The sequence below is a fragment of the Mycolicibacterium novocastrense genome (assembly GCF_001499835.1).
Classification (GTDB): Bacteria; Actinomycetota; Actinomycetes; order Mycobacteriales; family Mycobacteriaceae; genus Mycobacterium; species Mycobacterium novocastrense.
On the sequence record NZ_LQIH01000012.1, the window covers coordinates 171,480 to 198,041 of the forward strand.

Consider the following 26,562-nt stretch of genomic DNA (forward strand, 5'->3'; position numbering starts at 1 on the left):
TGTCACGATCGTCGAAGGCGGGCCGGGGGTGCTGTTCACCCGCGCCCACGACAGGGGAAGGTCACCAGATTTTCGTCGACACGTTGCTGCAAATCTGTGAAGACCGCCGCGATCCGCGGCTGACGGCGATCGCCAGGCGCCTCTGCGCGCCGACGCGGGTCGCGGTGCGGGGCCGCGAGGGCGTCGGCCGCGCGACCGTGGCCGCCGCGTTGACGGCCGCGGGCGTGGTCGTGTCATCCGACGGCGCCGATGTCGGCGTGCTGGTGATCGCCGAGGCGCTCAAACCCGAGGACCGGGCACTTCTCGAGGAGCCAGGGGGACTCGCCGTCGTCGTCATGAACAAGGCCGACCTCGCTGGCTTCGGCGCGGCAGGGCCGATGGCGCACGCCTATCACCGAGCCGCCCGGTGTCGGGCCCTGACCGGGCTGCCGACGGTGCCGATGGTCGCGCTGCTCGCCGACGTGAACCTGACCGGCGAGCTGCTCGATGCGCTGGCGACTCTGCTCACCGAACCCGCCGACCTGTCGTCGACCGACGCGTTCGTGGAGGCGCCGCACCGGCTGCCGCGGGAGGTGCGCGAGCGGTTGCTCGCTGCGCTGGACCGGTTCGGCATCGCGCACGCGGTGCTCGCGCTGGGCCGCGGCGCGAGCCTCGAATCGTTGCCGAACCACCTGCGCAAGCTCAGCCAGGTCGACCGGGTCGTGGAGTACGTCGATGCGGCGGGGGCGCCGCTGCGGTACCGGAGGCTGCGCACCGCGGTGACCCAGTTACGCGTGCTCGCAACGCAATCCGACGATTCGCGGCTGGCCGACCTGTTGGTGACCGATGATGCCGTCCTCGCGGTGATGACGGCGGCAGTCGATGTCGTCGAGGCCGCGGGGGCGAGCGTCGACCGGGGCGACGACGCGGATTCGCATCTGCGCCGGGCCGTGCAGTGGCGGCGATACGGCAACGGCCCGGTCAACGCGCTGCACCGCGCCTGCGCCGCGGACATCAGCCGGGGTTCGCTTCGCCTGTTGGGACGGTCCCGATGACGGCCGACGTGACGAGCGCCGATCAACTCGCGTCGGCCGATGCGGTGGTCGCGGCCGTCGAACCGGGGTTGGCCCCGCCGGCGGTGTGCCCCCGGGATGTCGTGCTGGTGACGGGGCCCTGGCTGGCGGGTACGACGAGTGTGGCGGCGGCGCTGCGGGAGCGGATGCCCGAGCACACCTTCGTCGAGGCGGAGGATCTCGGGCAGGCCGAAGCCCCCGCAGCTGTGGTGTTCGTCGTGTCGGCGGTGTCACCACTGGCCGAATCCGACTGTGAGCTGGTCGATTTGGTCTCGCGACATACCGACCTCGTGGTCGGTGTGGTGTCGAAAATCGACACCCACCGCAACTGGCGCGAGGTGCTGGCCGCCGATCGTGCCGCACTGGCCGACCGGTCGCCCCGGTACGCCAGCGTGCCGTGGGTGGGCGCGGCCGCCGCGCCGGATCTGGGGGAGCCGCGGGTCGACGAACTCGTGGGCCTGCTGCGGCAGCGGCTGGCCGACCCTGAGCTGGAACGACGAAACCGCCTGCGGGCGTGGGAGACTCGGCTCGAATCGATGGCACGCCAGTACCGCGCCGACGGTGACGGCGCCCATCGACGCGCCCGCGTGGCGGCGTTGCACGAGAGTCGTGACGACATCGTGCGGACTCGCCGGGTGTCGAAGTCCGAACGCAGCATCGCCCTGCGCACCCAGATTCAACAGGCCCGCGTCCAGTTGGGGTATCTCGCGCGCAACCGCTGCACCGCGGTGCGGGCCGAACTCGCCGAGGACGCGTCGGCGCTGGGCCGCAGGGCCCTCGGTGACTTCGAGTCGCGCGTGCGCCGGCGACTCGGCGAGGTCGTCGAGGAGGTCGACCAGGGTGTCACCGCGCATTTGGCCGAGGTGGCCGCTCACGTCGGATTGACCGCTCCGACAGTGTCCGACGCGCCCACGGTCCCCGAGATCGTCCCGCCGCGGTTGAAGTCGCGGCGGCTGGAGAGGCAGCTGACGATGATCCTCGGCGCCGGCTTCGGTCTGGGCGTGGCGCTGGCCGTCACCCGTTTGTTCACCGGACTGGCGCCCGGTCTGACCGTCGCCGGTCTGGTGGCCGGGGGTCTGGTGGGGCTGGTGTTGACCGTGTGGGTGGTCGGCATTCGTGGGGTGCTGCAGGACCGGGCGATGCTGGACCGCTGGCTCACCGACGTCACCGCCGCGGTCAAGGCCGCGCTCGACGAACGTGTGGCGACGCGGGTGCTGGCCGCCGAGAGTGCGCTGGCGTCGGAGTTGGCCGCCCGGGATGAACGGGACGCCGCCAGCGCCGCGGAACGGATCACCGCGATCGATGCCGAACTGCGCCAGCACGCGCTCGAGACCGCACGAGCCGCCGCCGAACGCGACCGCAGGCTGCCGTCGCTGCAGCGGGCGCTGGACGCCGTACGCGCGGAGTTGTACGGGCGGGTGAACTCGCCGAGGGTCTCCGCTGACGACCCTCAGCCGACCGAGGGTGATCGCTTTCCGGGTTGACACGCGTCAAGTCGCGGCGTTCGATCGGAAAATACCTGTGAAACAGCTATCTGAATCGTTCCTGTGAGTGATCGGACACACTCCCGATTCACCGCGGGCTTCTCACCCGCGATAACCTCGGTATAGGAGACCGCAGCGCTGCCTGTCCCTGTCTGGGTGGCGCACACGGAGCCTTGGGTCCTGGCAGCAACAGACACAGGAGATTTTTCATGACCGCAGCGACCATCCCGGGTTTGGACACCGCACCGACGAAGCACAAGGGTCTGCTCGCTTGGGTTCAAGAGGTCGCCGAGCTGACGCAGCCCGACCGCGTGGTTTTCACCGACGGATCTGACGAAGAGAACGCCCGGCTGTGCGAGCAGCTGGTGGCGGCGGGCACCTTCACCAAGCTCGACGAGAAGAAGAAGCCGAACTCGTACCTCGCGCTGTCCGACCCGTCCGACGTGGCCCGTGTGGAGTCACGCACCTTCATCTGCACCGAGAAAGAGATCGACGCCGGCCCGACCAACAACTGGATGGATCCGTCGGAGATGCGCGGCATCATGACGGACCTCTACCGCGGGTGTATGCGCGGCCGCACCATGTACGTCGTTCCCTTCTGCATGGGCCCGCTGGGCGCCGAGGACCCGAAGCTGGGCGTCGAGATCACCGACTCCGAGTACGTCGTCGTGTCGATGCGGACGATGACCCGCATGGGCAAGGCCGCGCTCGACAAGATGGGCACCGACGGTTTCTTCGTCAAGGCGCTGCACTCGATCGGCGCGCCCCTGGAGCCCGGCCAGAAGGACGTGCCCTGGCCGTGCAACGACACGAAGTACATCACCCACTTCCCGGAGACCCGCGAGATCTGGAGCTTCGGCTCCGGTTACGGCGGCAACGCGCTGCTGGGCAAGAAGTGCTACTCGCTGCGCATCGCCTCGGCGATGGCTCACGACGAGGGCTGGCTCGCAGAGCACATGCTGATCCTCAAGCTGATCTCCCCGGAGAACAAGGCCTACTTCGTCGCCGCGGCGTTCCCGTCGGCGTGCGGTAAGACCAACCTCGCGATGCTGCAGCCCACGATCCCGGGCTGGCGCGCCGAGACCATCGGCGACGACATCGCCTGGATGCGCTTCGGCAAGGACGGCCGCCTGTACGCCGTCAACCCCGAGTTCGGCTTCTTCGGCGTCGCGCCGGGCACCAACTGGTCGTCGAACCCGAACGCGATGAAGACCATCGAGGCCGGCAACACGGTGTTCACCAACGTCGCGCTGACCAGTGACAACGACGTGTGGTGGGAGGGCCTCGAGGGCGAGCCGCAGAACCTCACCGACTGGAAGGGCCGCGAGTGGACACCGGACTCGGAGGAGAAGGCCGCGCATCCCAACTCGCGCTACTGCACCCCGATGTCGCAGTGCCCCACGCTCGCGCCCGAGTGGGACGACCCGCAGGGTGTGCCGATTTCGGCGATCCTGTTCGGCGCCCGCCGCAAGACGACGGTGCCGCTGGTGACACAGGCCCGCGATTGGCAGCACGGCGTGTTCATCGGTGCCACGATGGGCTCCGAGCAGACCGCGGCCGCCGAGGGCAAGGTCGGCACCGTCCGCCGCGACCCGATGGCCATGCTGCCGTTCCTGGGTTACAACGTCGGTGACTACTTCGCGCACTGGATCGACATCGGCAAGCAGTCCGACGAGTCGAAGATGCCGAAGATCTTCTTTGTTAACTGGTTCCGCCGCGGCGACGACGGCCGCTTCCTGTGGCCGGGCTTCGGTGAGAACAGCCGCGTGATGAAGTGGATCATCGACCGCATCGAGCAGAAGGCCGGCGGCCGCACCACACCGATCGGCACCGTGCCCACGGCCGAGGATCTCGACCTGAACGGGTTGGATGTCGATGCCGCCGACGTGAACGCCGCGCTCGAGGTGAACGTCGACGAGTGGCGCCAGGAGCTGCCGCTCATCGAGGAGTGGTTCGAGTTCGTCGGCGAGAAGCTGCCGACCGGTATCAAGGACGAGTTCGACGCGCTCAAGCACCGCCTCGACGCCGAATAACCCCGCGAGCGTGCGTGTTTGCACACAACACGCCGCGCAAATACGACACTTTGAGCACGCTCACCGCACTGTGAGCGTGCTCAAGTGTCGTCGGGGGCTCTCGGACCGTTGGAACCCGGTTCACTCGCCGTGATGCGGGACCTCGCGAGCACGCCGGCATCGGAAACCGACACCACTTGACACCTGTCAACTCGGCGCATCGTAGAGTCACCCCATGCAGATCCGCGAACATGCCGAGGCCACGCCCGACAAGCCCGCCGTCATCATGCATCCCAGTGGCATCACGGTGACGTTCGCCGAGCTCGAGGCGCGCGCCAACCGGTTGGCCCACCACTTCCGGCAGGCGGGACTGGTCGAAGGGGACACCGTCGCCGTCCTGATGGAGAACAACGAACACCTGCACGTCGTGATGTGGGCGGCCCGGCGCAGCGGCCTGTACTACGCGGTGATCAACACGCACCTGACCGCAGCCGAAGCGGCCTACATCGTCGACAACAGCGGCGCCAAGGCGATCATCGGATCACAGGCGATGCGTAAGGTTTGCGAGGAGCTGGCGGAGCACCTGCCCAACGGACTGCCCGATCTGCTGCTTCTCGCCGACGACGACCTCGATGGCTGGCAGCGTTACCCGCAGTGCGTTGCGGATCATCCGGAAACCCCCATCCCCGACGAGATCGAGGGTGACCTACTGCAGTACTCGTCCGGAACCACCGGACGCCCCAAAGGGATTCGCCGCGAGTTGCCCCATGTTTCCCCCGCGCAGGCCGGCAACATGCTGTCCGCCCTGCTGATGGCCATCCAAATGGACAGTGATTCGGTGTATCTCAGCCCGGCGCCGCTGTACCACACCGCGCCGTGTATGTGGACGATGTCCGCGCAGGCCATGGGGGCCACCACGGTGATCATGGGGAAGTTCGAGCCCGAGGAGGCGCTGATAGCCATCCAGAAGTACGGGGTCACCAGCGGGCAGTTCGTGCCCGCGATGTTCGTCCGAATGCTCAAACTCCCGGCTGATATCCGCGAATCGTATGACCTCTCGTCGATCCGCCGAGTCGTGCATGCCGCCGCGCCCTGTCCGGTCGACATCAAGAAGCAGATGATCGACTGGTGGGGTCCGGTCATCGACGAGTACTACTCGTCCTCCGAGGGTGCGGGCATCACCTTCATCACCGCCGAGGACTGGCTCAACCACCCGGGCTCGGTGGGCAAGCCGCTGCTGGGTGAGGCGCATGTGCTCGGTGAGGACGGCGAGGAACTGCCGCCGGGACAGCCCGGGCAGATCTACTTCGACATGGGCCCAATGAGTTTCGTCTACCACAACGATCCGGTGAAGACGGCCGAGTCGCGTGAGAGGCACGGGTGGGTAACGGTCGGCGACGTGGGCTATCTCGACGAGGACGGCTACATGTTCCTCACGGACCGCAAACACCACATGATCATTTCCGGTGGGGTGAACATCTATCCGCAGGAAGCCGAGAACCTGTTGATCACCCATCCGAAGGTGTTGGACGCGGCGGTGTTCGGAGTGGACGACGACGAGATGGGCCAGCGCGTGAAGGGTGTGGTGCAGACCGTCGACCCCGCAGACGCGACCGACGAGTTCGCCGAGGAACTGCTCGAGTGGCTGCGGGAACGCCTGGCCCACTACAAGTGTCCGCGGTCGATCTCGTTCGAGGCACAACTGCCCCGTACGGAGACCGGTAAGATGCTCAAGCAGGAGCTGGTCAAGAAGTACTCGTGACCCACGTCGAATTGCCCTCGGGCATCATCGTGGCGATCGAATCGCCCACCGATGAAGCCACATTCACCCTGTCCGAACATGACTCCGACGACCGTCGGGTCATCACGGTCGCGTCTGTGGCCGATGCCCTCGCCGAAGTGACGCAGCGGTGCACCCAGTGGCCGCATGCCGCGGGCATCTGCGACGACGTCCTTCGCGCCGTCGACCCCACCGCCCCCACCGTCGCCGGCGTCATCACCGAATCGCTGGCGTATTCCACGCTGCAGTCGGGGCCGGAGTTCGCACGCTGGCTCGAGGAGCGCGGACCCTCGCAGGTTCCCGAGATCCCCGATCCCGTTGTGGCCGAACGTATCGACGACACCGTCCATGTGCGGTTCAACCGGGTGCGGCGGCACAACGCGTTCTCCACCGACGCCCGCGGCGCACTTCTGGAGGCGCTGGAGGTCGCGCGGGTCGACCCGTCGGTCACCGAGGTGATCCTGTCCGGCAACGGGCCGTCGTTCTGCAGCGGCGGTGATCTCGCCGAGTTCGGTAGCTTCGTCGATCCCGCAAGCGCACATTTTGCCCGCACCCGCTACAGCCCCGCGCTGGTGCTGGCCGAGTTGACTGACCGCCTCGGCAAGCGCTGCCGTGCGCGGGTCCACGGTCAAGTACTCGGCAGCGGATTGGAGATGGCGGCGTTCTGCGGGCACATCGAGTCGAGCCCGAACGCCGTCTTCGGGCTGCCGGAACTGACTCTCGGGCTGATCCCCGGTGCCGGCGGCACGGTGAGCATCACCCGTCGGATCGGCCGCTGGCGCACGGCCTATCTGGTGTTGTCGGGCCGCACCATCGATCCGCCGACGGCGCTGCGGTGGGGGCTGATCGACGCCATCGTGTGATTTGGGTGCTGAAACGATCGCTGCGCGACTGTTAGGACACCGAAGTCACGTCAACCCGAGCGGCGCAACGTCACCCGGTAGGTGTACTGCTCGGGCAGGAAATGGCTGACCGACAGTTCGACCGGCCGGCGTTCTGCATCCGAGTACAACCGGTCGACACGCAGCATCGGATGACCGGGTTCGCACCGCACCGCGTCCGCGACCTCACCGTCGGCGGGAGCGACCGTGATCGATTGTGCGGCCTCGACAATCGGTTCACTCAGATGCGGCTCGAGCAGTCCGATGACGGTCTGGGTGCCGACCGCCCCGTCGGTCAACTCCGGTGAGTCCGCCACCGCCGCTGCCACCGTCGGCGCCAGATGCACCGTGGTCAGCACGAACGGCACCCCGGGGTCGGTGCCGTGCAACCGCCGGAACACCACCGTGTACACGATGTCGTCGTCGAGTCGCAGCCTGCTGGCGGCTTCGACGTCGACCCGGCGCCGCAGTCCGCGCAGCACCTCCATCGTGGTGTCGTCGGACAGGCTCATCAGGTCGTCGATCGAGCCGAACTGGCGCAGATAGCGTCGCCCCGAACCGCTGGCGTACGTACCGCGGCCCGGCACCCGGTACACCACACCCTCGGCCACCAGGTCCTGAAACGCCCGGCGCACGGTCTGGCGCGACAGACCATGCGCGGCAACGAGTTCCGATTCCGTCGGCAGCCGGGTCCCGTCGCGGTAGCAACCGGCCGCGATCTGCTCGCGCAACTGGTCGCGCAGGGTCTGGTACGCCGGCGCGGACCTCATCGCCTACAGGCCACCTCGTGACACCAACTGCGAGGCGATCACGTTGCGCTGGATCTCGTTGGTGCCCTCGCCGACGATCATCAACGGCGCGTCGCGGAAATATCTTTCGACGTCGTACTCCGTGGAATAGCCGTACCCGCCGTGAATGCGGACCGCGTTGAGCGCGATCTCCATCGCGACCTCGGAGGCGAACAACTTCGCCATCCCGGCCTCCATGTCGCAGCGCTCGCCGCTGTCGTAGCGCTCGGCGGCGTAGCGCGTCAACTGGCGGGCGGCGGTGAGCTTGGTGGCCATGTCGGCCAGGTAGTTGCCGATCGACTGGTGCTTCCAGATCGGCTGCCCGAAGCTCTCGCGCTCCTGCGCGTACCGAAGCGAATCCTCCAACGCGGCCGTCGCCACGCCGAGCGCCCGCGACGCGACCTGGATACGGCCCGTCTCAAGGCCTTTCATCATCTGGGCGAAGCCCTTACCCGGTTCTCCGCCGAGGATCGCCGACGCGGGCACGCGGCAGTCCTCGAAGATCAGCTCACACGATTCGACGCCCTTGTACCCGAGCTTGGGCAGATCACGCGACACCGACAGCCCCGTCATGCCCTGTTCGACGAGCACCACCGAGATTCCCTTGTGGCGCGGAGTCGCGGCCGGATCGGTCTTGCACAACAGCGCGATCAGTCCGGATCGCCGCGCATTCGAGATCCAGGTCTTCGCCCCGTTGATGGTCAGGCCGTCGCCTTCGGACGGCAGCGCCGTCGTCGACATGTTCTGCAGATCCGAACCACCGCCGGGTTCGGTCAACGCCATCGTCGCGCGGATCTCGCCCGTCGCCATCGCAGGCAGATAGCGGCGCTTCTGCTCCTCGGTGCCGAACAGCACCAGGAGCTTGGCGACGACGGTGTGCCCGCCCATCGCCCCGGCCAGGCTCATCCAGCCTCGGGACAGCTCCTGGGTCACCTCGACGTAGCAGGGCATCGACACCGGCGAACCGCCGTATTCCTCGGGGATCGCCAGACCGTAGATGCCGATCTGCTTCATCTGCTCGATCCACGCCTCGGGATATTCGTTGGCGTGTTCGACGTCGCGTACTCGCGGTTTGACCTCGCGGTCGATGAAGGCCCGCACGGTGGCGACCAGCATCGTCTCTTCCTCGTTCATGTACGGCTATATTGACACTTTGTGCGGCCCAATGCCAGAGTGGGCACCCGTGAGCGGCCCGTACTTCGACGATCTGCGCGTCGGGCAGGTTTTCGACACCGCGCCGCCGATGACGTTGACCTCGGGTGCGGCCGCCGTGCACCAGTCGATCGTCGGCGATCGTCTTCGGCTGGCACTCGACGGCGAGCTGGCGACCGCGGTCACCGGTGCGACCGGTCCGTTGGCGCATCCGGCCCTGGTCTGCGACGTGGCGATCGGTCAGACCACCCTGGCCACCCAGCGGGTGAAGGCCAACCTGTTCTACCGCGGCCTGGGGTTTCACCGGTTCCCCGTCATCGGCGACACCCTGTTCACCCGCACCGAAGTGGTCGGGCTCAAGGAGAACTCCACCAAGCCCGGCAGGGCGCGGACCGGATTGGCCGCACTGCGGATGACCACCGTCGACGACCTCGGCCGCCTGGTGCTCGACTTTCACCGCTGCGCGATGCTGCCGCTGCGCGACGGCGCCGGTGACACCGGGCACGCCGACGACCTGTCGACGATCGGCGCCGAGACCCCGCCCGTACCCGATCCGACCGCGGACTGGGACGCCGAGGCGTACCGCGCGAAGGTGCCGGGGGCCCACTTCGACCCGGAACTCGCGGGAACGGTGCTGCACAGCACCGCCGACGTGGTGAGCAGCGCACCCGAGCTGGCCCGGTTGACGTTGAACATCGCTGCGACACACCACGACTGGCGGGTCAACAACCGGCGGCTGGTCTACGGCGGCCACACCATCGGGCTGGCGCTGGCCCAGGTGACGCGGGTGTTGCCCAACTTGGTGACCGTCCTCGGTTGGCAGTCCTGCGACCACACCGGGCCGGTGTACGAAGGGGACACGCTCTACAGCGAGGTGCACATCGAGAAGGCCGAGCCGCTTGCGGACGGTCGCGGCGGCGTTCTGACGGTGCGCTCGCTGGTGTACGCGGTCGATGCGCAGGACCGCAGCGTGCTTGATTGGCGCTTCACCGCGCTGCAATTCTGAGCCGCCCCCACCCCGGGCGGCGCACGCGTGCGAAGTAAGCCGACAATGGGGGCGTGACGTCGACGATGTTGACTGTCCCCACCGCCGTGCTCGACCGGGCCGGGCGGGTCGCTGACGCCTTCGAAACCTTCACCGGCGTGCGGGTCGACGCCGCCGAGTTGATCGGCGGGCGTGCCGCGCTGCTGGGCCGCTCGCCGGCCGGTCAGGTGTCGGCGGGCGGCGCAACACGCCTGATGCGCAGCCGTGACGGCTGGTGTGCCCTCACGTTGGCGAGACCCGACGACATCGCCGCGGTTCCGGCGCTGATCTCGGCCGATGAGGTCGACGATCCGTGGCCGGCCGTGCAGGGCTGGGTCGCCGAAAACGACTGTGCCGACATGACGGAGCGCGCCCGGCTGCTCGGCCTGCCGGCCGCGGGCCTCGGCGAGACCCCTGCTGAGGCCCCGCGGGTGTACCCGTTCGGCGCCGCCACCGCGACGCGGGGTCCAGAGAGCCTCCTGGTCGCGGACCTGTCGGCGTTGTGGGCAGGACCGCTGTGTGGACGGTTGCTCGCGTCGGCGGGCGCGACCGTCGTCAAGGTCGAGAGCGCCGCACGGCCCGACGGCGCCCGCCACGGCCCGCAATCGTTCTTCGACTGGATGAATGCCGGAAAGCTGTCCTACAGCGTCGATTTCGATGAGCCCTCCGGTCTGCGTGCGCTGCTGGCCGCCGCGGACGTCGTGATCGAGTCGTCGCGGCCGGCGGCGTTGGTTCGCCGCGGTCTCGCCCCGACCGACGTGACGCCGCGAGACGGCCGGGTGTGGCTACGGGTCACCGGTCACGGTACGGACGGCGGCCGCGAGAACTGGGTTGCGTTCGGCGACGACGCCGCCGTGTCGGGCGGCCTGGTCGGGGGCGAGCCCGACGAGCCGGAGTTCTGCGGCGATGCGATCGCCGACCCGCTGACCGGTCTCGAGGCGGCGCTGGCCGTCGCGCAGTCGTTGCGCAGCGGGGGAGGCGAACTGATCGAGATGTCGATGGCCGCCGTCGCCGCCACCTACGCGGAGTTACCGCGGGATGACCAATCCCCCTGTGCCGCTGCACCGCATCTGTCGGCCGCCGCGTCGCCGCTGGGGGCGGACAACGAGGAAGTGGAGCGGCTGATCGAGCAGCGACGGCTCGCGTCTTGCTGATCCAGCGGGCCACCCTGCTCGACGGCACCGCCGTCGACATCCGGGTCGCGGAACACATCACCGCCGTCGAGCCGACGCTGACGCCTCTTCACGGCGAGCCGGTCTACGACGCCGCCGGTCGGACCGTCATACCGGGACTTCACGATCACCATGTCCATCTGCGCTCCGCCGCAGCGGCTTTGCGGTCGGTGCGGGTCGGCCCGGCCGAGGTGCGCAACCGGGCGCAGCTGGCCCGCGCGCTGGCGAACGCGGACCCCGGCCCCGACGGCTGGGTACGGGCCGTGGGTTATCACGAGGCGGTGGCCGGCCACCTCGACCGCACCGTGCTCGACGAGGTGGCGCCCGCACTTCCGGTCCGAGTGCAACACCGCAGCGGTGTGCTGTGGACACTGAACTCGGCGGGACTGGCACACGTGGGACTGGCGGAGCACCCCGACGGGCGCTTGCTCAGCGCCGACACCTCGTGGTCGGATGCCCTGCAGCGCAACGAAACCGGTCTGGGTGAGGTCAGCGAACGGCTCAGCGGTCTGGGCGTCACCGGCGTCACCGACGCCACCCCGGACCTCGAAATCGACGACATGGTCCGGCTTTTGGATACCCATCGCCGCGGCGAGCTGCGGCAGCGCGTGCTCGTCCTAGCTCCCGGTAAGCGAATCCTGCACGACACCGACCTCGACCTCGACGGTCTCACCTCGTGGATCGCCGGACGGCACGACGAGGGCGCACCGGTCGCCGTGCACTGTGTGACCGCAGCGCAGCTCATCGTCACTCTCGCCGCGCTGCAGGCGTCCGGAACGCATCCGGGGGACCGCATCGAGCATGCCTCCGTCGTTCCCGACGACGGCATCGCGTCCCTCGCCGCGAGCGGTGTCACCGTGGTGACGCAGCCGAACTTCGTCGTCGAGCGCGGCGATCAGTACCTCGATGACGTGCCCGCTGGCCAACACCATGAATTGTGGCGCGTCGCTTCGCTGTTGCGCGCCGGCGTGCCGGTCGCGCTGTCGACCGACATGCCGTTCGGCGAGGGTGACCCGTGGGCGACGATGCGTGCCGCGGTGCGACGGGTGACCGGCAGCGGCGCGGTGCTCGGTGCGGACGAACGCATCACCGCGCCCGAAGCGCTGAGCATGTTCTTCGGTGCCGGGGATGATCCGGTGCGGCGCCGGACCGTCGCGCCCGGGGAGCCGGGCGATCTGGTGGTGCTCGAGCCGTCCCCCGGCGATGTGTTCGGGACGCTGGCGTCGGATATGGTCGCCGCCACCGTGATCGCGGGCGAGGTGGTGTTCGAGCGCGGGTGACTCAGGCGGCCGCCGGCGCCAACGCTCGCTGCAGCATCGCGCACTGGCTGTCGAAGAACCGTTGTGAAACAGAGGCTTTCGGGACGATGCCGTCGAAGCCGTGGAACGCGCCCTCGACGATCTCGACGTCGCACGGCACACCTGCGGCCTTGAGCCGTTCGGCGTACTCGAGATCCTCGTCGTGGAAGAGGTCCAGCGTTCCGACCCCGATCCAGGCCGGTGGCAACCCCGCCAGGTCGTTGCGGCGAGCCGGCACGGCCACGGCGGGATCGGCGTCGCCGAGATAGGCCGACCAACCGAACTTGTTACTCGACTTGTTCCACAGGCGAAGCCCGGGGTTGTCCAGTTCGCGGCGATCGACGGTGCGGTCGTCGAGCATCGGGTAGACCAGCAGTTGGGCTGAGGGCGTGACCTCGCCGCGGTCGCGCGCCAGCAGCGCCAGTTGGGCGGCCAATCCGCCTCCGGCGCTGGCGCCTCCGATTGCGACACGGCCTGAGTCCACGGACGGCAACGCCATCAACCACTTCAGCGCCGCATAGCAGTCCTCCAGCGCGGCCGGGTACGCGTGTTCGGGCGCCAACCGGTAGTCGACGGAGGCCACCGTGACGCCCAGGCGCCTCGCGAACCGGCGGCACAGTTCGTTGTCCTGGCCGGGATGGCCGATGAGATAGCCCCCGCCGTGAATCCACAGCAGCGCGGGCCCAATTCCCGTACCTCCGGGCGGCCGGTACCGCCAGACGTCGACTCCCGACGGCAGGGTCAGCGCATCGACATCGCGTGGGACTCGGCGCCACATGCGCCGGGTGACCATGCGCACGATCGGCAGAGTCGCGGGCGTGATCACCTGCTTGGGGGCGAGGCGGGCAGCGCGGCGCAGGTCGGGATGGAAGTCGGTGAACGGCACCCGACCAGTATTACGTCACCGGCGCCAAGCGGCGTGCCATATTGTTTATACAAACGGGTTTGTATAAACTAACGGCAGCTCGTGGTAGGAGAACCCGTGATGCACAGATCAGCCGCCTATGTCGCACTGGAGCATGAACACCACGAGATCGACCGCGCAATGGAAGGCTTTCTGGAAAAGCTCCGCGCCGGCATCCTCGAACCCGAAGCGCTCACCCCGGCACTCGAAAAGCTGCGCCGCCACATCTACCTCGAAGAGGTCATCGTGTTCCCGCCGATCCGTGAGGCCGGGATGGTGATGCCGATCTTCGTGATGATGCGTGAACACGGCCAAATTTGGCGAGCCATGGACACATTGGACGATCTGCTCGCAGCGTCTGACACCGACAGGATCGAGGCGGCCTGCTGCATGCTGCTCGATCAGTTGCACGAGCACAATTCCAAAGAGGAACCAATTGTCTACCCGCACATCGACACTGATCTCAGTGCGCATACGCGCGCGGAATTGTCTCGGTTATCCGAGACGGGCCTCGTTCCGGAGGGATGGGTCTGCAGGCACGCCCGTGGTGTGGGCGCGATTCCCCGGTAAGGCCGATGAGAACTGAACCGCTGATCAAATCAAGGAGGCGTCATGCGCGTTGTAGTGGACCGCGATCGGTGTGAGGGCAATGCGTTCTGCGTGAAGTATGCGCCCGAGGTTTTCGAACTCGATGACGACGACTACGCGGTGGTGATCGCGGACCCGGTGCCGCCCGAGTTCGAGGCGCACGCGGCCAGGGCCGTCGACGAATGCCCGCGCGCGGCGATCACCCGCCAGGACTAGGCTTCGCGCCGATGTTCGGACGTCTGTGAGAACTCGGAGGGTCGATGACACGACGCGATGAGGTACTGACGGCGCTAAGGGCTGCGGGGACGCCCTTGAGCGTCCTCGACGTGGCCGAGCGGTTGTCGATCCATCCCAACACCGCGCGCTTTCATCTGGAGGCGTTGCTCGAGCGCGGGCGGGTCGAGATGATCAAGCCCAGCCGCACGAAACCGGGTCGGCCCCCGCTGATGTTCCGTGCGACAACGGGTATGGACCCGGACGGCCCCCGCGACTACCGGGTGCTTGCCGGGGTGCTCGCCGATGCCTTGGCGCGCCAGCGCGACCCGCAACGACGTGCGGTCGCTGCCGGCCGCGCTTGGGCGAAGAAAGAGGCCGACGGCGCCGAACAGCCGATTGACCGGGATCAGGCCTTCGAGCGCCTCACGAACCTCCTCGACGCAATGGGATTCGCCCCGCAAGAGCGCTCGCGCAACGATGATCTCGATGAGATCGGGTTGCACAATTGCCCGTTTCTCGAGCTGGCGGACACCCGCCGCGACATCATCTGTCCCGTGCATCTCGGTCTCATGCAGGGCGCGTTGACCGCTTGGGACGCGCCGATCACCGTGGACGCGTTGACCCCCTTCGCAGAGCCAGGGCTCTGTATCGCACATATGGCGCCGAGGAGGCGAGTTCAATGACAGTCGCACAGGCCGTCTCGATCGCGGTCACCTTTGTCTGGTTGGGCATGGTGCTCGCCATCTCGTTCATCGAGGCCCCGCTGAAGTTTCGGGCCCCGGGGGTGTCCCTGCAGATCGGGCTCGGCATCGGCCGGTTGGTGTTTCGCGCACTCAACAGCATCGAGGCCGCGCTGGCTGTGGTCCTGGTCATCGCCGTGGCGATTGCGCGGCCGTCAGGGGTTGCCGTCATCGCGGTCGGTGTCGTCGTCGTGGCGTTGGCCGCTCAACTGGTCGCGGTCCGTCCGGCGCTGAACCGCCGCTCGGACGTCGTGCTGGCCACCCCGCCGGGACAGGCACCGACGGGCCGGTCACGCGCCCACTACGGTTACGTCGCGCTCGAGCTCGTCAAGGTGGTCGCGCTGATCGTCGGCGGAATCGCGTTGTTGGCCTGACTATTTCAGCAACGGGTCGCGCGGCAGCCCGAGGATGCGCTCGGCGATCGTGTTGCGGGTGATCTCGGAGGTGCCGCCGGCGATCGTCATCGCCCGGTTACCGAGATAGGCCAGCGTCAACGTTGGGGTCTGTCCGACGACGGCCGCGGAACCGGCCAACTCCATCGCCAGTTCGGTCATCCGCTGCCCGGATTCGGCGACCAGGAGTTTGGTGACATTACCCTCGGGCCCGGGTTCCGAACCCGCGATCGCGCGGGTCACCCGCCGCAGGTTCAACAACCGCAACGTGTGCGTCTCGGCGATCACCTCGCCGGCCCGCCGCAGGTACGTCGCCCGGGTCTCGGCCGAGGCGTTGTCGAGCAACTTGACCAGATCGGCCGCGGTGAACCCGGTCGTGCCACCCGAACCGCCGCCGATCGAGATGCGCTCATTGCCCAGCGTCGCGCGGGCCACCAGCCAACCCTTGTTCACATCCCCGACGACATCGGCGTCCGGGACGAAGACGTCGTCGAAGAACACCTCGTTGAAGTGCGCATGGCCGGTCAGCCCGCGAAGCGGATTCACCGTCACACCAGGGGCTTTCATGTCGATGGCCATCATCGTCACGCCCGCGTGCTTGGGTGCGTCCGGGTCGGTGCGCACGGTGGCAAGACCCCACTGGCACTGGTGGGCCAGACTGGTCCACACCTTCTGGCCGGTCACGCGCCAGCCGCCGTCGACCTTCTTCGCCGATGTGCGCACGGCCGCGGCATCGGAACCCGCGCCGGGTTCGGAGAACAGCTGACACCACATCACCTCGCCGCGCAGCACGGGTTCGACCCAACGCTCCCGCTGGTCGTCGGTGCCCGCCTGGGCGATGGTCAGCGTGACCCAGCCGGTGATGCCCAGGTCGGGCCGCTCGACGTCGGCGAACTCCTCTTCGATGACCAGCTGCTCGAGCACCTCCGCGGCGCGCCCCCACGGTGTGGGCCAGTGCGGCACCAGATAGCCGGAGTCGACGAGGAAGTCGCGTTGTTGGTCGGCGGGCAGGGAACGCAGCTTCGCGACCGCTTCGCGCGCCTGCTCGCGAAACTGCTCGGCTTCCGGCGGCAGGGTGAACGTCGCACCACGCGCCTGGCCACTGCGCTGCGCTTCGACGACATCGAGCAGCGGATCGCCGGCCTCGGCCATCAGCGCCGCGAGCGTTCTCGCGCGTCGCAGATACAGGTGGGAGTCATGTTCCCAGGTGAAGCCGATCCCGCCGTGTAACTGAATGTTGGTCTGCGCGTTGAAGATCTGTGTCCGGATGGCGTGCGCCGCTGCGACAGCGGCGGCGAACGACGCACTGTCCAGATCGTCGGCGCGGGCGGCATCCCATGTCGCGGCCGTCGTCACCTCGGCGTTGACGAGCATGTTGGCCGCGTGGTGCTTGACGGCCTGAAATGTCCCGATCGTCCGGCCGAACTGCTCACGGACCTTGGCGTATTCGACGGCCATCTCCATGCTGGCCCAGCTCACGCCGACGGCCTCGGCCGACGCGAGGATACGAAAGACCGTGTGCGCCTTACGGGCTGCGCCGCGAAGAAGACGCTCCTCGGCGACCGTCACACCGCTCAGCGTGACCTTGCCGAGGCTGCGCGAGGTGTCCATCGACTCGAGCGGGGTGATCGTGACGCCCTCGGCCGCGGAATCGATGACGACGACGTCGTCACCCGCGACCACGACCAGCAGGTTCGCGTCGGGAGCGCCCAGCACCGCGGGGCTCTCACCGGTCACGACCAGATCGGATCCGATTGTCACGCTGCCCGAGACCGCGAGCGCACCGATGGTGCTGCCGCCGGCCAGACCTGGAAGCAGTTGCGCGCGAAGTGAATCGGATGCACACCGGTCGATCACGACGGCAGCCGCCACGGTGGGCAGAAACGGCCCGGGGCACAGTTCGCGTCCCTGTGCTTCGAGCACCACCGCCAGCTCCGCGAGCCCGAAACCGGACCCGCCGTATTCCTCGGCGACCGCAAGGCCGGTCCATCCCAGGCCCGCCGCGGCCGACCAGATCTCGGCGGGGTGCGACGAGCCGCCCTCCAGCGTCGAGCGGGCTGCCGCCCGGCTGTTGATACGGTTGAGCTGGCCGAACGCCGCATCGGCGAGGTCGACGTGCTCTTCGGTGATGGCAAGCGCTGACTTACTCACGTGGGAGTCCCTCTTCGAATTTGACGGTCGGCAAGTCACGCTAAACCATCTGCGCAGGTCACGGTATAGGCCTCCGACATCCCGAAATGTGAACGGTAGACACTTCAAGAAGTTGTCTTGTCCGTACGGACCGCCGAGGTACAGTCGCGCAATGACGGTGCGACCGGATGCCCGGTACCCAGGTCCGACCTTCTGGACACGCGCGCGGTGGTTGCTGAACGCCGGCCCCTCCGACTACATGCTGGCGATGAGCGTGGCCTCGGCTTCGCTGCCCGTCATCGGAAAGCACCTGGAGCCGTTGGGCACCCTGGCCGCGGTGACCGCCTGGGGCTCCCGCCACGCGCCGGACTTTCTGGGATCGACGGTGAAGTCGTGGTTTAGCCCGGGCGACGCCGAGCAAAAAGAGGCCGAGCGCAACAGCACCAACGCCGTCACCCAAGCCGCGCTGCGCGGCGTCGTCAACGCCAAGGACCTCGCGATCGAGTGGCCCGCGCCCGAGTCGGTGCCGCCGTTGTGGAAGCTGCGCGAGCACCGGCGCAACGTCTATCGCACGTCGGTGCAGTACGGGCCGCGGCCTTCGCAATTGCTCGACGTGTGGCGGCCCAAGGAGTTACCCGCCGAGCCCGCTCCGGTGCTGATCTTCGTACCGGGCGGCGCATGGGTCCACGGCAAGCGCATCCTGCAGGGTTACGCGTTGATGTCCCACCTCGCCGAGAAGGGCTGGGTCTGCCTGTCCATCGACTACCGCGTGGCGCCACACCACCGGTGGCCGGCGCATATCCACGACGTGAAGACCGCGATCGCGTGGGCGCGCGCCAACGTCGACAAGTTCGGCGGCGACCGCGACTTCGTGGCGATCGCGGGCACCTCGGCGGGCGGGCACCTGGCGGCGCTCGCGGGCCTGACACCCAACGATCCCGAGCTGCAGGCCGATCTGCCCGACGATTCGGACACGTCCGTCGACGCGGTGGTCCCGATCTACGGACGCTACTGCTGGGAGGATCGCTCGACCGTCGAACGCGTGCGGTTCATCGACTTCCTGGAACGCGTCGTCGTCGGACACAAGGTGGCCCGAGATCCCGGTGTCTATCGCAAGGCGTCCCCGATCGCGCAGGCGCATCCCGACGCACCGCCGTTCCTGATCGTGCACGGCACCGGCGACAGTGTCATTCCGGTGGCGCAGGCCCGTGCGTTCGTCGAACGGCTGCGGGCGGTGTCGCGGTCCGTGGTGAGTTACATCGAACTGCCCGGCGCCGGGCATGCGTTCGATATGACCGACGGCGCCAGGACCGGATCTGCCGCCACGGCAATAGGATTGTTCCTGAACCAGATTCATCGAAATCGGGCGCTGGTCGGGGCCAAAGAGGTTATATAGGCTCCTCCGGAGGGAGGGGTGGCGACGTGAAGAGGCTCAGCGGCTGGGACGCGATCCTGCTGTATTCCGAGACCCCCGCGGTGCACATGCACACCCTCAAGCTGGCGGTGATCGACCTTTCCGAGCTGGGTGATCGCCCCTTCGGCGTCGACGAGTTCCGCCGCGTCATCCACCGGCGGCTCTACAAACTCGACCCATTCCGCTACGAGCTCGTCGACATCCCGTTCAAGTTCCACCACCCGATGTGGCGGGAGAACTGCGAGGTCGACCTCGAGTACCACGTGCGGCCCTGGCGGGTGGACAGCCCCGGCGGGCGCCGCCAGCTCGACGAAGCGATTGGCCAGATCGCCAGCACACCGCTGGACCGGAGCCGGCCGCTGTGGGAGATGTATTTCATCGAGGGCCTGGCCAACGGGCGGATCGCGGTGCTCGGCAAAATCCACCACGCCCTGGCCGACGGCGTCGCCTCGGCGAATCTGTTGGCCCGCGGTATGGATCTACAGCAAGGACCGCAGGCCGAGCGCGACTCGTACGCAACGGATCCGCCGCCGGGGAGGGCGGAGTTGGTGCGGACCGCGTTCACCGACCACCTGCGTCAGATCGGCCGGCTGCCGGGTGTCATGCGCTATACGGCGCAGGGCATCCAACGGGTGCGCAAGAGCGCCAAGAAGCTCTCCCCCGAACTCACCCGGCCGTTCACCCCGCCACCGTCGTTCATGAACCACCGCGTCGACGCGCAACGCAAGTTCGCCACGGCCACCCTGTCGCTCGCCGACATCAAGGAGACGGCCAAGCATTTGGGCGTCACCGTCAACGACATGGTCCTCGCGATATCGGCGGGCGCGTTGCGCGAGCTGTCTCTGAAGTATGACGGGCACGCCGATCATCCTCTGTTGGCTTCCGTCCCAGTCAGTTTCGACTTTTCACCCGACCGGATCTCCGGCAACTACTTTTCCGGGGTCATGATGACCGTGCCCATCCAGCTCGAGGATCCGCTGCAGCGGGTGCAGGCGGCGCACGACGCCGCGGTGGAGGCCAAGGAGACCCATCACCTGATGGGTCCGGAACTGGTGAGCCGGTGGTCGGCGTACTTCCCGCCGCGGCCGGCCGAGCGGCTGTTCCACTGGCTGGCCGAAAAGGACGGCCAGAACAAGGTGTTGAACCTACCGATCTCCAACGTGCCCGGCCCCCGCCAACCGGGCCGGGTCGGCGGGGCGTTGGTCACCGAGATCTACTCCGTCGGCCCGCTCACCACCGGCAGCGGCCTCAACATCACGGTGTGGAGCTACGTCGACCAGCTCAACATCTCGGTGCTGTCCGACGGCGCGACACTCGACGACCCGCACGAGCTGACCGGCGCGATGGTCGCCGCGTTCATCGAAATTCGCCGGGCGGCAGGGCTTTCCGATGAGCTGACGGTGGTCGAGTCCGCGATGGCGCAATAGGACGGCTTGCGCTCAGACGGCTACGCGCCGGCCGATTTCGCCTGCGGCAACTGGCCGCTCGATCGTTGCCGCTGCGCGTGCACCCACGACAGAAACCGCTCGACCGCGGCAGCGGTGTAGTGCGCACGCGGTGAGCCGTAGAAGTCGAACGCGTGCTGAGCGTGCGGGATTTCGGCATAAGCGACGGTAGACGTCGACACCTTGCGCAGCGCCTCGACGAACTCGCGGCCCTCCTGCACCGGAATGATCGAGTCGTCCTGGCCGTGGAGCACGAAAAACGGTGGGGCGTCGGGACGTACGCGCATGATCGACGAGGCGTCGACGTACGTCTGCTTGTGCTCGGTGATGGGCTTCTTCACGACGAACTTCTGCAGGAAGGCGATGAACTCCTTGCGGCCCGAACCCCGCGCCGACACCCAGTCGTAGCGGCCGTAGATCGGCACCGCGGCCGCCACGGATGTGTCGGCGTCCTCGAATCCCGGCTGCCACTGCGGATCATCCGGCGTGAGCGCGGCCAGCGAGGACAGGTGGCCGCCCGCCGAGCCACCCGTGATCGCGACGAAGTCGGGGTCCCCGCCGTAGTCGGCGATGTTCTCCTTGATCCACGCCAGGGCGCGTTTGACATCGATGATGTGTGCGGGCCAGGTGTTCCGCGGGCTCACCCGGTAGTCGATCGACACGCACACCCAGCCCCGCTCGGCCATGTAGCTGAGCAGGGGATAGGCCTGAGGTCTGCGCATACCGATGGCCCACGCACCGCCGGGCACCTGCAGCAGCACCGGCGCCTTGCCGTCGCGCGGCAGGTCGGCGCGCCGCCAGATGTCGGCGCGGTTGACCCGGCCGTGGGGCCCGTACTGGACGGTGTTGGCTCGCTCGACGTAGCGGCGGCGCACCAATTCATTCGGCGGGATGCCGACGCCGGCGAGTCGGCTCCGCCGTGCGGGCTGCGACGACGAGGCCACCTGCTCGTAGTCGTCGCCGAGCGCCTCGCGCAGCGGTTCCTCGAAATACCGCTTCGACGTCACGTTGCGGTACATGATCAGACCGAGCAACGCCCATGCGATCGCGGTGAGCGCCAACGCGATACGGCCCTTCGCGCCGCGGAAGTCGCCCCGCAGGCCGCGTCGACCGGCGTCGAGCACCGACCCGGCCAGATACAGCGGCGCCGCCTCCGACGTCGGCCAGCCGAACGCGAACACCGGCAGGGTGATGTAGCCCTCGCGACCGAGCGGTTGCACACCGTTGGCGGCATTGGCGAGTTCGGCCGCCGCGCGCAGCAGCGGAAAACGGCGTCTAGTCATCGAGGTCCGTCATAGCCCTCTGATGCCTGTCCGAAACAAGTCTCAGCCCAGGATCGGGAGGCGGCGCTCGGTGGCCAGCTCGTCGAGTGCCCGTTGCATCACCCGGCGCACATGAGCGTCGACCTCGTCGATGTCGGGGTCCTCGCCGAACTCAGCCACGATGTCGATCGGCGGCAGCACCTGCATGACGATCTTGGACGGCAACGGGATGTTGGGCGGCACGACCAGCGACAGGCCGAACGGGAACCCGAAGGAGACCGGCAGGATCTTCGTGCGGGCCAGGCGCGCGATCGGCCCGAGGCGCTCTGCCAGCCAGGTGCCACGCGACAGGAAGATCTGGGTCTCCTGGCCGCCGATACCGACCGTCGGAACGATCGGCACACCGGCGTTGAGCGCGGCCTTCACATAGCCGGTCCGCCCGCCGAAGTCGATGACGTTCTCCGTGAACGTGGGCCGGTACACGTCGTAGTCGCCGCCGGGGAACACCACGACCAGACCGCCGGAGCGCAGCGCACGGTCGGCATTCTCGTGGTTGGCGCTGATGTAGCCGATCTTGCGGAAGAACTCGCCGGTCGGCCCGACCATCAGCATGTCGTGGCTCAGCGTGTAGATGGGCCGGTCGTAACCGTGATGCTCGTAGAAGTCCGCGGCCAGGATCGGCACGTCCATCGGAAGCATGCCCCCGGAGTGGTTGGACACCAGCAGGGCGCCGCCCGCCGGAATGTTCTCGAGCCCCCGCACCTCAGAACGGAAGTAGCGCTTGAGGAAAGGACGGGTGACGGCGAAGAACCGTTCGGTCAGACCCGGGTCCCACTTGGTGAGCTGCGACGGCTCGGTGTCGGCGGTGGCCACCGGACCCCCTCTGATCGAAAACTGAAACGTGTTCTAGTTTAGCGGAGCGGCCCTGTCCAGCACAAACAGCGGGCGTTTGCCCACAACTGGCTTCGGCTACCTTAACGGCATGGACGGCCGCGCCCTACTTGCGGACCGCTACGAATTGCGAGGTGTACTCGGTCGCGGCGGGATGGCCGAGGTCCACGACGGATGGGACACCCGTCTGCATCGGCCGGTGGCGATCAAGCTGCTGTATCCCGCCTTCGCCACCGACCCGGGCATGACGCGACGGTTCGAGGAGGAGGCCCGTGCCGCCGCGGCACTGAACCACCCCAACATCGTGGCGGTGCACGACTCCGGTGAGCATGCCGGCAGCCCCTTCATCGTCATGGAGCGCCTGCCGGGACAGACGCTTCAGGACGAGATCGCGATGGGGCCGATGCCGCCACCGCGTGTTCGCAAGGTGCTTGACGACGTGCTCGGCGCGCTGGCCTGCGCGCATGCGGCGGGCATCGTCCACCGCGACATCAAACCGGGCAATGTGCTGATCAACCCGAACAGCGGTGCGATGAAAGTCGCCGACTTCGGCATCGCCAAGACCGCGGGTTCCGCGCTCACCGCCACCGGCCAGATCGTCGGCACGATGGCCTACATGAGCCCGGAGCGCGTCGCGGGCGCACCGGCCTCGGTGGTCGACGACCTCTACGCCGTCGGCGTGATGGGCTATGAGGCGTTGACGGGACAGCGGCCGTTCCCGCAGGAGAATCCCGCCGCCCTGCTGCACGCCATCCTCGATGCACCGCCTCCTCCGATCAGCGCGGTGCGACCCGACGTCGACCCGGCGTTGGCAGCGACGATTGACGGGGCCATGGCCCGGGACGCGAACCAGCGGTTCACCAGCGCCGAGCACATGCGCGCAGCGCTGATGGGCGCGCCCTCCGCGCTGCCGACATCGGCACCCGCAGCGGCGCCACGACCCGCAACCAAGATCCTCGCCGAACCGCTCGCGCCCTCGGCCAACTACTTCGTCGCTCCGGCGCCGCGGCGGCGGCCGATGAGCCGCGAGCGCAAGCTGCTGTTGGCCGCCGCGGGGCTTGTCGCGGTCGTCGTGGCCGGCCTCGCGTTGGCGCTCGACCCGTCGTCGAGCACACCGCCGCCGCAACAGGTGTCCACCAGCACGCCGGCACAGCCGCCACCTCCGCCGCCGACCACCGCCGCGCCGCCACCGCCGAGCGCGGCCCCGATCGTCGAGCAACCCAAACCGCCCAAGCCGCCCAAGAAGGGCAACGGCAACGGGCGCGGCAACGGCAACGGCAAGAAGGGCGACTGAGGCGTTTAGGCGCCGCACCCCGCGGCTATCCACCGTCGACAATCGGGCCGGCTCGCGTCCCCTCCGCACCGCAGCGGACGGGTGGACCGCGACCGTCGAGCAAGTTCGGAGCGATGGCGACACGTCACCAACGACTGATCCCGGGCATGGCGATCGGGGGCCGATACCGGCTGATCGCCCCGCACGGCGGCCGCGCGCTGCTGGAATTCTGGCAGGCGCTCGACACTGCGTCCGGCCAGCACGTCGCGCTGACCGTCGTCGACGTTGCGAACGAATTGCCCGACGAGTTCGTCCACGAGATCCTCGCGCGCACCATCCGGCTCCGAGGTCTCGACACAGCAGGCATCGCGCCGGTGCTCGATGTGCTGCACACGGGCGCCTTCGGGGTCGTGGTGTCCGACTGGCTTCCCGGAGCGAGCCTCCGCGAGGTCGCCGACGAGGGGCAGGCGCCCGACTCCGTGGCCGCCATGACACGAGCGCTGGCCGCGGCCGCCGAGGCGGCGCACCGCGCGGGTCTCGTGTTGTCGGTCGACGATCCCGCACGGTTGCGGGTGGGCGCCGACGGGCACGTGGCGCTGGCATTTCCGGCCGTCCTGCCCGACACCACCCCGCAGACGGATCTGCGTGGAATCGGCTGCGCCCTCTACGCGCTGCTCGTCGGCCACTGGCCGACCGAAGCCCAACCCGAGGAGCCGGCCGAAGTCGACCCGCGAATCCCCTTCCTGATCTCCACAACGACCTCGGCGCTCCTGCGGGACAACGGCGGAATCGGAAGCGCCGCAACGCTGCTCACCTTGCTGGAGCAGGCCGCGGCACCCGACGTCGAGTCGACTCACCGAGTGATGCCGCCCCTGCCGACGCCGAAGCCCGGACGATACGCCGAATTCCGTAACTTCGGACCCGAGGAACAAAAGGAGGTGGCCCGTCGCACCATCCTCCGCACGGGACTCGGTGCCGCCGCCGCCATCGTTGCGGTGGCGATCCTGGCGCTGGCCTCGTCACTCAACGGTCTGCTGGAAACCAACGACGACGACGTCGCGATGGACGCGGACAAACTCGGGCTGGTACCGACGACCGCGGCGCCCCAACCTCCCGAACGGACCGAGACCGTGCGCGGGCTGGCTCCCGGGGATCGCATCCCGTTGGAGGCGGCGACGGTCTTCGCCCCCGACGGATCTCCGGACAGTCCCGACGATGCCGGTTTGGCGATCGACGCCAAACCCGACACGGCCTGGTCGACCGACCGCTACTACGACGCTGACCCGTTCCCGAAGTTCAAACCCGGCGTGGGTCTGCTCATCTCATTGCGTGAGCCGACGCCGATCACCGCGGTCACCGTCGACCAGAACAGCGCCGGCTCGATGATTCAGGTGCGCGGCACCGACGTCCCCGGAGAACCCAAGGCGCTGGCCGACACCTTCGAGCTCACACCCGCCACACCCGTGCAGCCGGGCGTGACGAGGATCCCCGTGACGGACCCGCGGCCGGCCTCACGCGTGGTGGTGTGGATTACCAAGTTGGGCACCGCCGACGGGCAGAACCGGGCCGCCATCGCCGAGATCGGCGTGCACGCGGCCGCTGCGCCCGCATGACCGGGTCCGCGGGCCGTTACGATCAGCCGCGTGAGTGACAACACCGAACCAGTCGTGCTTGTCGAACAGCGCGACCGCATCCTGATCATCACCATCAACCGTCCGCAGGCCAAGAACGCGGTGAACGCCGACGTCAGCCGCGGCCTCGCCGACGCCATGGACCGACTCGACGGCGATGCCGGCCTGTCGGTGGGCATCCTGACCGGAGCCGGCGGCTCGTTCAGCGCGGGCATGGACCTCAAGGCGTTCGCGCGCGGCGAGAACGTGGCGATCGAGGGCCGCGGCCTGGGCTTCACCGAGCGCCCGCCCGCCAAGCCGCTCATCGCGGCGGTGGAGGGCTACTGCCTCGCGGGTGGCTGCGAGCTGGCGCTGGCCACCGACCTGATCGTGGCGTCGAAGGAATCCGCCTTCGGCATTCCCGAGGTCAAGCGCGGGCTGGTCGCCGGCGGCGGCGGGCTGCTGCGGTTGCCGCAGCGTCTTCCCTACGGCCTCGCGATGGAACTGGCGCTGACCGGTGAGAGCCTGTCCGCACAGCGCGCCCACGACCTCGGGATGGTCAACGTGCTCGCCGAACCGGGTCAGGCGTTGGAGGCGGCCGTCGCCTTCGCCGAGAAGATCACCGCCAACGGTCCGCTCGCGGTGGCGGCGACCAAGCGGATCATCGTCGAGTCGCGCGACTGGAACTCCCAGGAGATGTGGAAGAAGCAGGTCGAGATCTTCGGGCCCGTCTTCATGTCCAACGACGCCAAGGAAGGTGCGATCGCGTTCGCCGAGAAGCGGGCGCCGAAGTGGACGGGAACCTAACGGGTTTCATAACCGCCGCCCGGGGCAACCGTTAGACGTGGAAACGTTGTCCCGAGCGCGGTCCGCGCAGAAGCGCATCTTCAAGGTGCAGCGACGGTTGTGGTTGATGCAGGCCGTGATGTGGCCGACGCTGGCGCTCGCAGGAATCGGAGCGGTCGCCGCGGTGATCGTCCGGTATCGCGGACGCGCCGACGGGCCGGGGACAGCGATCCCCTCGCCGACCGACGGCCTACCTCACCTCTAAGGA

At 68.2% G+C, this 26,562-nt stretch carries 24 protein-coding genes; 18 read left to right on the forward strand and 6 right to left on the reverse strand.

The genetic code is table 11. The features are described 5' to 3' along the window. Nucleotides 1-86 precede the first annotated feature (86 nt). The 5 genes from AU072_RS11160 (at nt 87) to AU072_RS11180 (ending at nt 7,191) form a co-directional block, all read left to right on the forward strand. Nucleotides 87-1,034 carry a hypothetical protein gene (locus AU072_RS11160; protein ID WP_407937600.1) on the forward strand — a complete coding sequence of 316 codons (948 nt, stop codon included), beginning with the start codon at nt 87-89 and terminating at the stop codon, nt 1,032-1,034. Further along, nucleotides 1,031-2,536, forward strand: coding sequence for a hypothetical protein (locus AU072_RS11165; protein ID WP_064413839.1), 1,506 nt, complete (start codon nt 1,031-1,033; stop codon nt 2,534-2,536). The genes AU072_RS11160 and AU072_RS11165 overlap by 4 nt, the downstream gene beginning before the upstream one ends. 209 nt (nt 2,537-2,745) lie before the next feature. Continuing rightward, nucleotides 2,746-4,569, forward strand: coding sequence for a phosphoenolpyruvate carboxykinase (GTP) (locus AU072_RS11170; protein ID WP_064413840.1), 1,824 nt, complete (start codon nt 2,746-2,748; stop codon nt 4,567-4,569). Between the two features lie 214 nt (nt 4,570-4,783). Then, entirely contained in the window at nt 4,784-6,310 is a 1,527-nt protein-coding gene (fadD4, locus tag AU072_RS11175; RefSeq protein ID WP_064413841.1) for a fatty-acid--CoA ligase FadD4, read from the forward strand. Next, complete coding sequence (locus tag AU072_RS11180; RefSeq protein WP_064413842.1) at nt 6,307-7,191, forward strand: enoyl-CoA hydratase/isomerase family protein; 885 nt, start codon at nt 6,307-6,309, stop codon at nt 7,189-7,191. Before fadD4 ends, AU072_RS11180 begins: the two co-directional genes overlap by 4 nt. Before the next feature lie 50 nt (nt 7,192-7,241). Here AU072_RS11180 and AU072_RS11185 read toward each other — a convergent pair whose 3' ends face one another. Continuing rightward, nucleotides 7,242-7,979, reverse strand: coding sequence for a GntR family transcriptional regulator (locus AU072_RS11185; protein ID WP_064413843.1), 738 nt, complete (start codon nt 7,977-7,979; stop codon nt 7,242-7,244). A gap of 3 nt (nt 7,980-7,982) precedes the next feature. Next, entirely contained in the window at nt 7,983-9,131 is a 1,149-nt protein-coding gene (locus AU072_RS11190) for an acyl-CoA dehydrogenase family protein (protein WP_064413844.1), read from the reverse strand. Between the two features lie 31 nt (nt 9,132-9,162). Here AU072_RS11190 and AU072_RS11195 point away from each other — a divergent pair, with 31 nt between their 5' ends. The 3 genes from AU072_RS11195 to AU072_RS11205 all read left to right on the forward strand — a co-directional run bounded on the left by AU072_RS11195 (nt 9,163) and on the right by AU072_RS11205 (nt 12,625). Then, on the forward strand, nt 9,163-10,155 hold the full coding sequence (locus AU072_RS11195; protein WP_174523721.1) for a MaoC family dehydratase: 993 nt from the start codon (nt 9,163-9,165) through the stop codon (nt 10,153-10,155). A 65-nt stretch (nt 10,156-10,220) separates the two neighbouring features. Next, on the forward strand, nt 10,221-11,327 hold the full coding sequence (locus tag AU072_RS11200; protein ID WP_064413846.1) for a CoA transferase: 1,107 nt from the start codon (nt 10,221-10,223) through the stop codon (nt 11,325-11,327). After that, nucleotides 11,321-12,625 carry an amidohydrolase family protein gene (locus tag AU072_RS11205; protein WP_064413847.1) on the forward strand — a complete coding sequence of 435 codons (1,305 nt, stop codon included), beginning with the start codon at nt 11,321-11,323 and terminating at the stop codon, nt 12,623-12,625. Before AU072_RS11200 ends, AU072_RS11205 begins: the two co-directional genes overlap by 7 nt. Nucleotide 12,626: 1 nt before the next feature. Here AU072_RS11205 and AU072_RS11210 read toward each other — a convergent pair whose 3' ends face one another. Beyond that, nucleotides 12,627-13,529: an alpha/beta hydrolase gene (locus AU072_RS11210; protein ID WP_064413848.1), complete on the reverse strand. Its 903-nt coding sequence runs from the start codon at nt 13,527-13,529 to the stop codon at nt 12,627-12,629. A 99-nt stretch (nt 13,530-13,628) separates the two neighbouring features. Between AU072_RS11210 and AU072_RS11215 the strand changes: the two genes are divergently transcribed. Genes AU072_RS11215 through AU072_RS11230 form a run of 4 tightly spaced genes read left to right on the forward strand, consistent with a single transcriptional unit; the run spans nt 13,629 to nt 15,465 of the window. Next, nucleotides 13,629-14,117, forward strand: a complete 489-nt coding sequence (locus AU072_RS11215) for a hemerythrin domain-containing protein (protein ID WP_064414026.1) — start codon at nt 13,629-13,631, stop codon at nt 14,115-14,117. Nucleotides 14,118-14,159: 42 nt separating this feature from the next. Then, the gene (locus AU072_RS11220; RefSeq protein ID WP_064413849.1) at nt 14,160-14,351 is read left to right on the forward strand and encodes a ferredoxin; all 192 of its coding nucleotides are present in this window, start codon (nt 14,160-14,162) and stop codon (nt 14,349-14,351) included. A gap of 44 nt (nt 14,352-14,395) precedes the next feature. Next, nucleotides 14,396-15,034 carry a helix-turn-helix transcriptional regulator gene (locus AU072_RS11225; RefSeq protein WP_064413850.1) on the forward strand — a complete coding sequence of 213 codons (639 nt, stop codon included), beginning with the start codon at nt 14,396-14,398 and terminating at the stop codon, nt 15,032-15,034. Further along, nucleotides 15,031-15,465: a hypothetical protein gene (locus AU072_RS11230; RefSeq protein ID WP_064413851.1), complete on the forward strand. Its 435-nt coding sequence runs from the start codon at nt 15,031-15,033 to the stop codon at nt 15,463-15,465. Before AU072_RS11225 ends, AU072_RS11230 begins: the two co-directional genes overlap by 4 nt. Here AU072_RS11230 and AU072_RS11235 read toward each other — a convergent pair whose 3' ends face one another. Next, entirely contained in the window at nt 15,466-17,634 is a 2,169-nt protein-coding gene (locus tag AU072_RS11235; protein ID WP_064413852.1) for an acyl-CoA dehydrogenase family protein, read from the reverse strand. 151 nt (nt 17,635-17,785) lie between these two features. Between AU072_RS11235 and AU072_RS11240 the strand changes: the two genes are divergently transcribed. Together AU072_RS11240 and AU072_RS11245 are read left to right on the forward strand one after the other, a co-directional pair. Then, on the forward strand, nt 17,786-19,009 hold the full coding sequence (locus AU072_RS11240) for an alpha/beta hydrolase (protein ID WP_064413853.1): 1,224 nt from the start codon (nt 17,786-17,788) through the stop codon (nt 19,007-19,009). Between the two features lie 26 nt (nt 19,010-19,035). Further along, the gene (locus AU072_RS11245; protein ID WP_064413854.1) at nt 19,036-20,454 is read left to right on the forward strand and encodes a WS/DGAT/MGAT family O-acyltransferase; all 1,419 of its coding nucleotides are present in this window, start codon (nt 19,036-19,038) and stop codon (nt 20,452-20,454) included. A gap of 20 nt (nt 20,455-20,474) precedes the next feature. Here the strand turns inward: AU072_RS11245 and AU072_RS11250 are convergent, their stop codons facing one another. Together AU072_RS11250 and AU072_RS11255 are read right to left on the reverse strand one after the other, a co-directional pair. Continuing rightward, nucleotides 20,475-21,755, reverse strand: a complete 1,281-nt coding sequence (locus tag AU072_RS11250; RefSeq protein WP_064413855.1) for an alpha/beta hydrolase — start codon at nt 21,753-21,755, stop codon at nt 20,475-20,477. 42 nt (nt 21,756-21,797) lie between these two features. Then, nucleotides 21,798-22,607, reverse strand: a complete 810-nt coding sequence (locus AU072_RS11255) for a lysophospholipid acyltransferase family protein (RefSeq protein WP_064413856.1) — start codon at nt 22,605-22,607, stop codon at nt 21,798-21,800. Nucleotides 22,608-22,716: 109 nt separating this feature from the next. Here AU072_RS11255 and AU072_RS11260 point away from each other — a divergent pair, with 109 nt between their 5' ends. From AU072_RS11260 to AU072_RS11275, 4 genes are all read left to right on the forward strand, one after another. Then, complete coding sequence (locus AU072_RS11260) at nt 22,717-23,919, forward strand: serine/threonine-protein kinase (RefSeq protein WP_064413857.1); 1,203 nt, start codon at nt 22,717-22,719, stop codon at nt 23,917-23,919. Between the two features lie 113 nt (nt 23,920-24,032). Further along, nucleotides 24,033-25,511 carry a protein kinase family protein gene (locus AU072_RS11265; protein ID WP_133147279.1) on the forward strand — a complete coding sequence of 493 codons (1,479 nt, stop codon included), beginning with the start codon at nt 24,033-24,035 and terminating at the stop codon, nt 25,509-25,511. A 21-nt stretch (nt 25,512-25,532) separates the two neighbouring features. Continuing rightward, nucleotides 25,533-26,315, forward strand: a complete 783-nt coding sequence (locus AU072_RS11270) for a crotonase/enoyl-CoA hydratase family protein (protein WP_064413859.1) — start codon at nt 25,533-25,535, stop codon at nt 26,313-26,315. Nucleotides 26,316-26,361: 46 nt separating this feature from the next. Beyond that, complete coding sequence (locus tag AU072_RS11275; protein ID WP_133147280.1) at nt 26,362-26,559, forward strand: hypothetical protein; 198 nt, start codon at nt 26,362-26,364, stop codon at nt 26,557-26,559. Nucleotides 26,560-26,562: the final 3 nt, after the last annotated feature.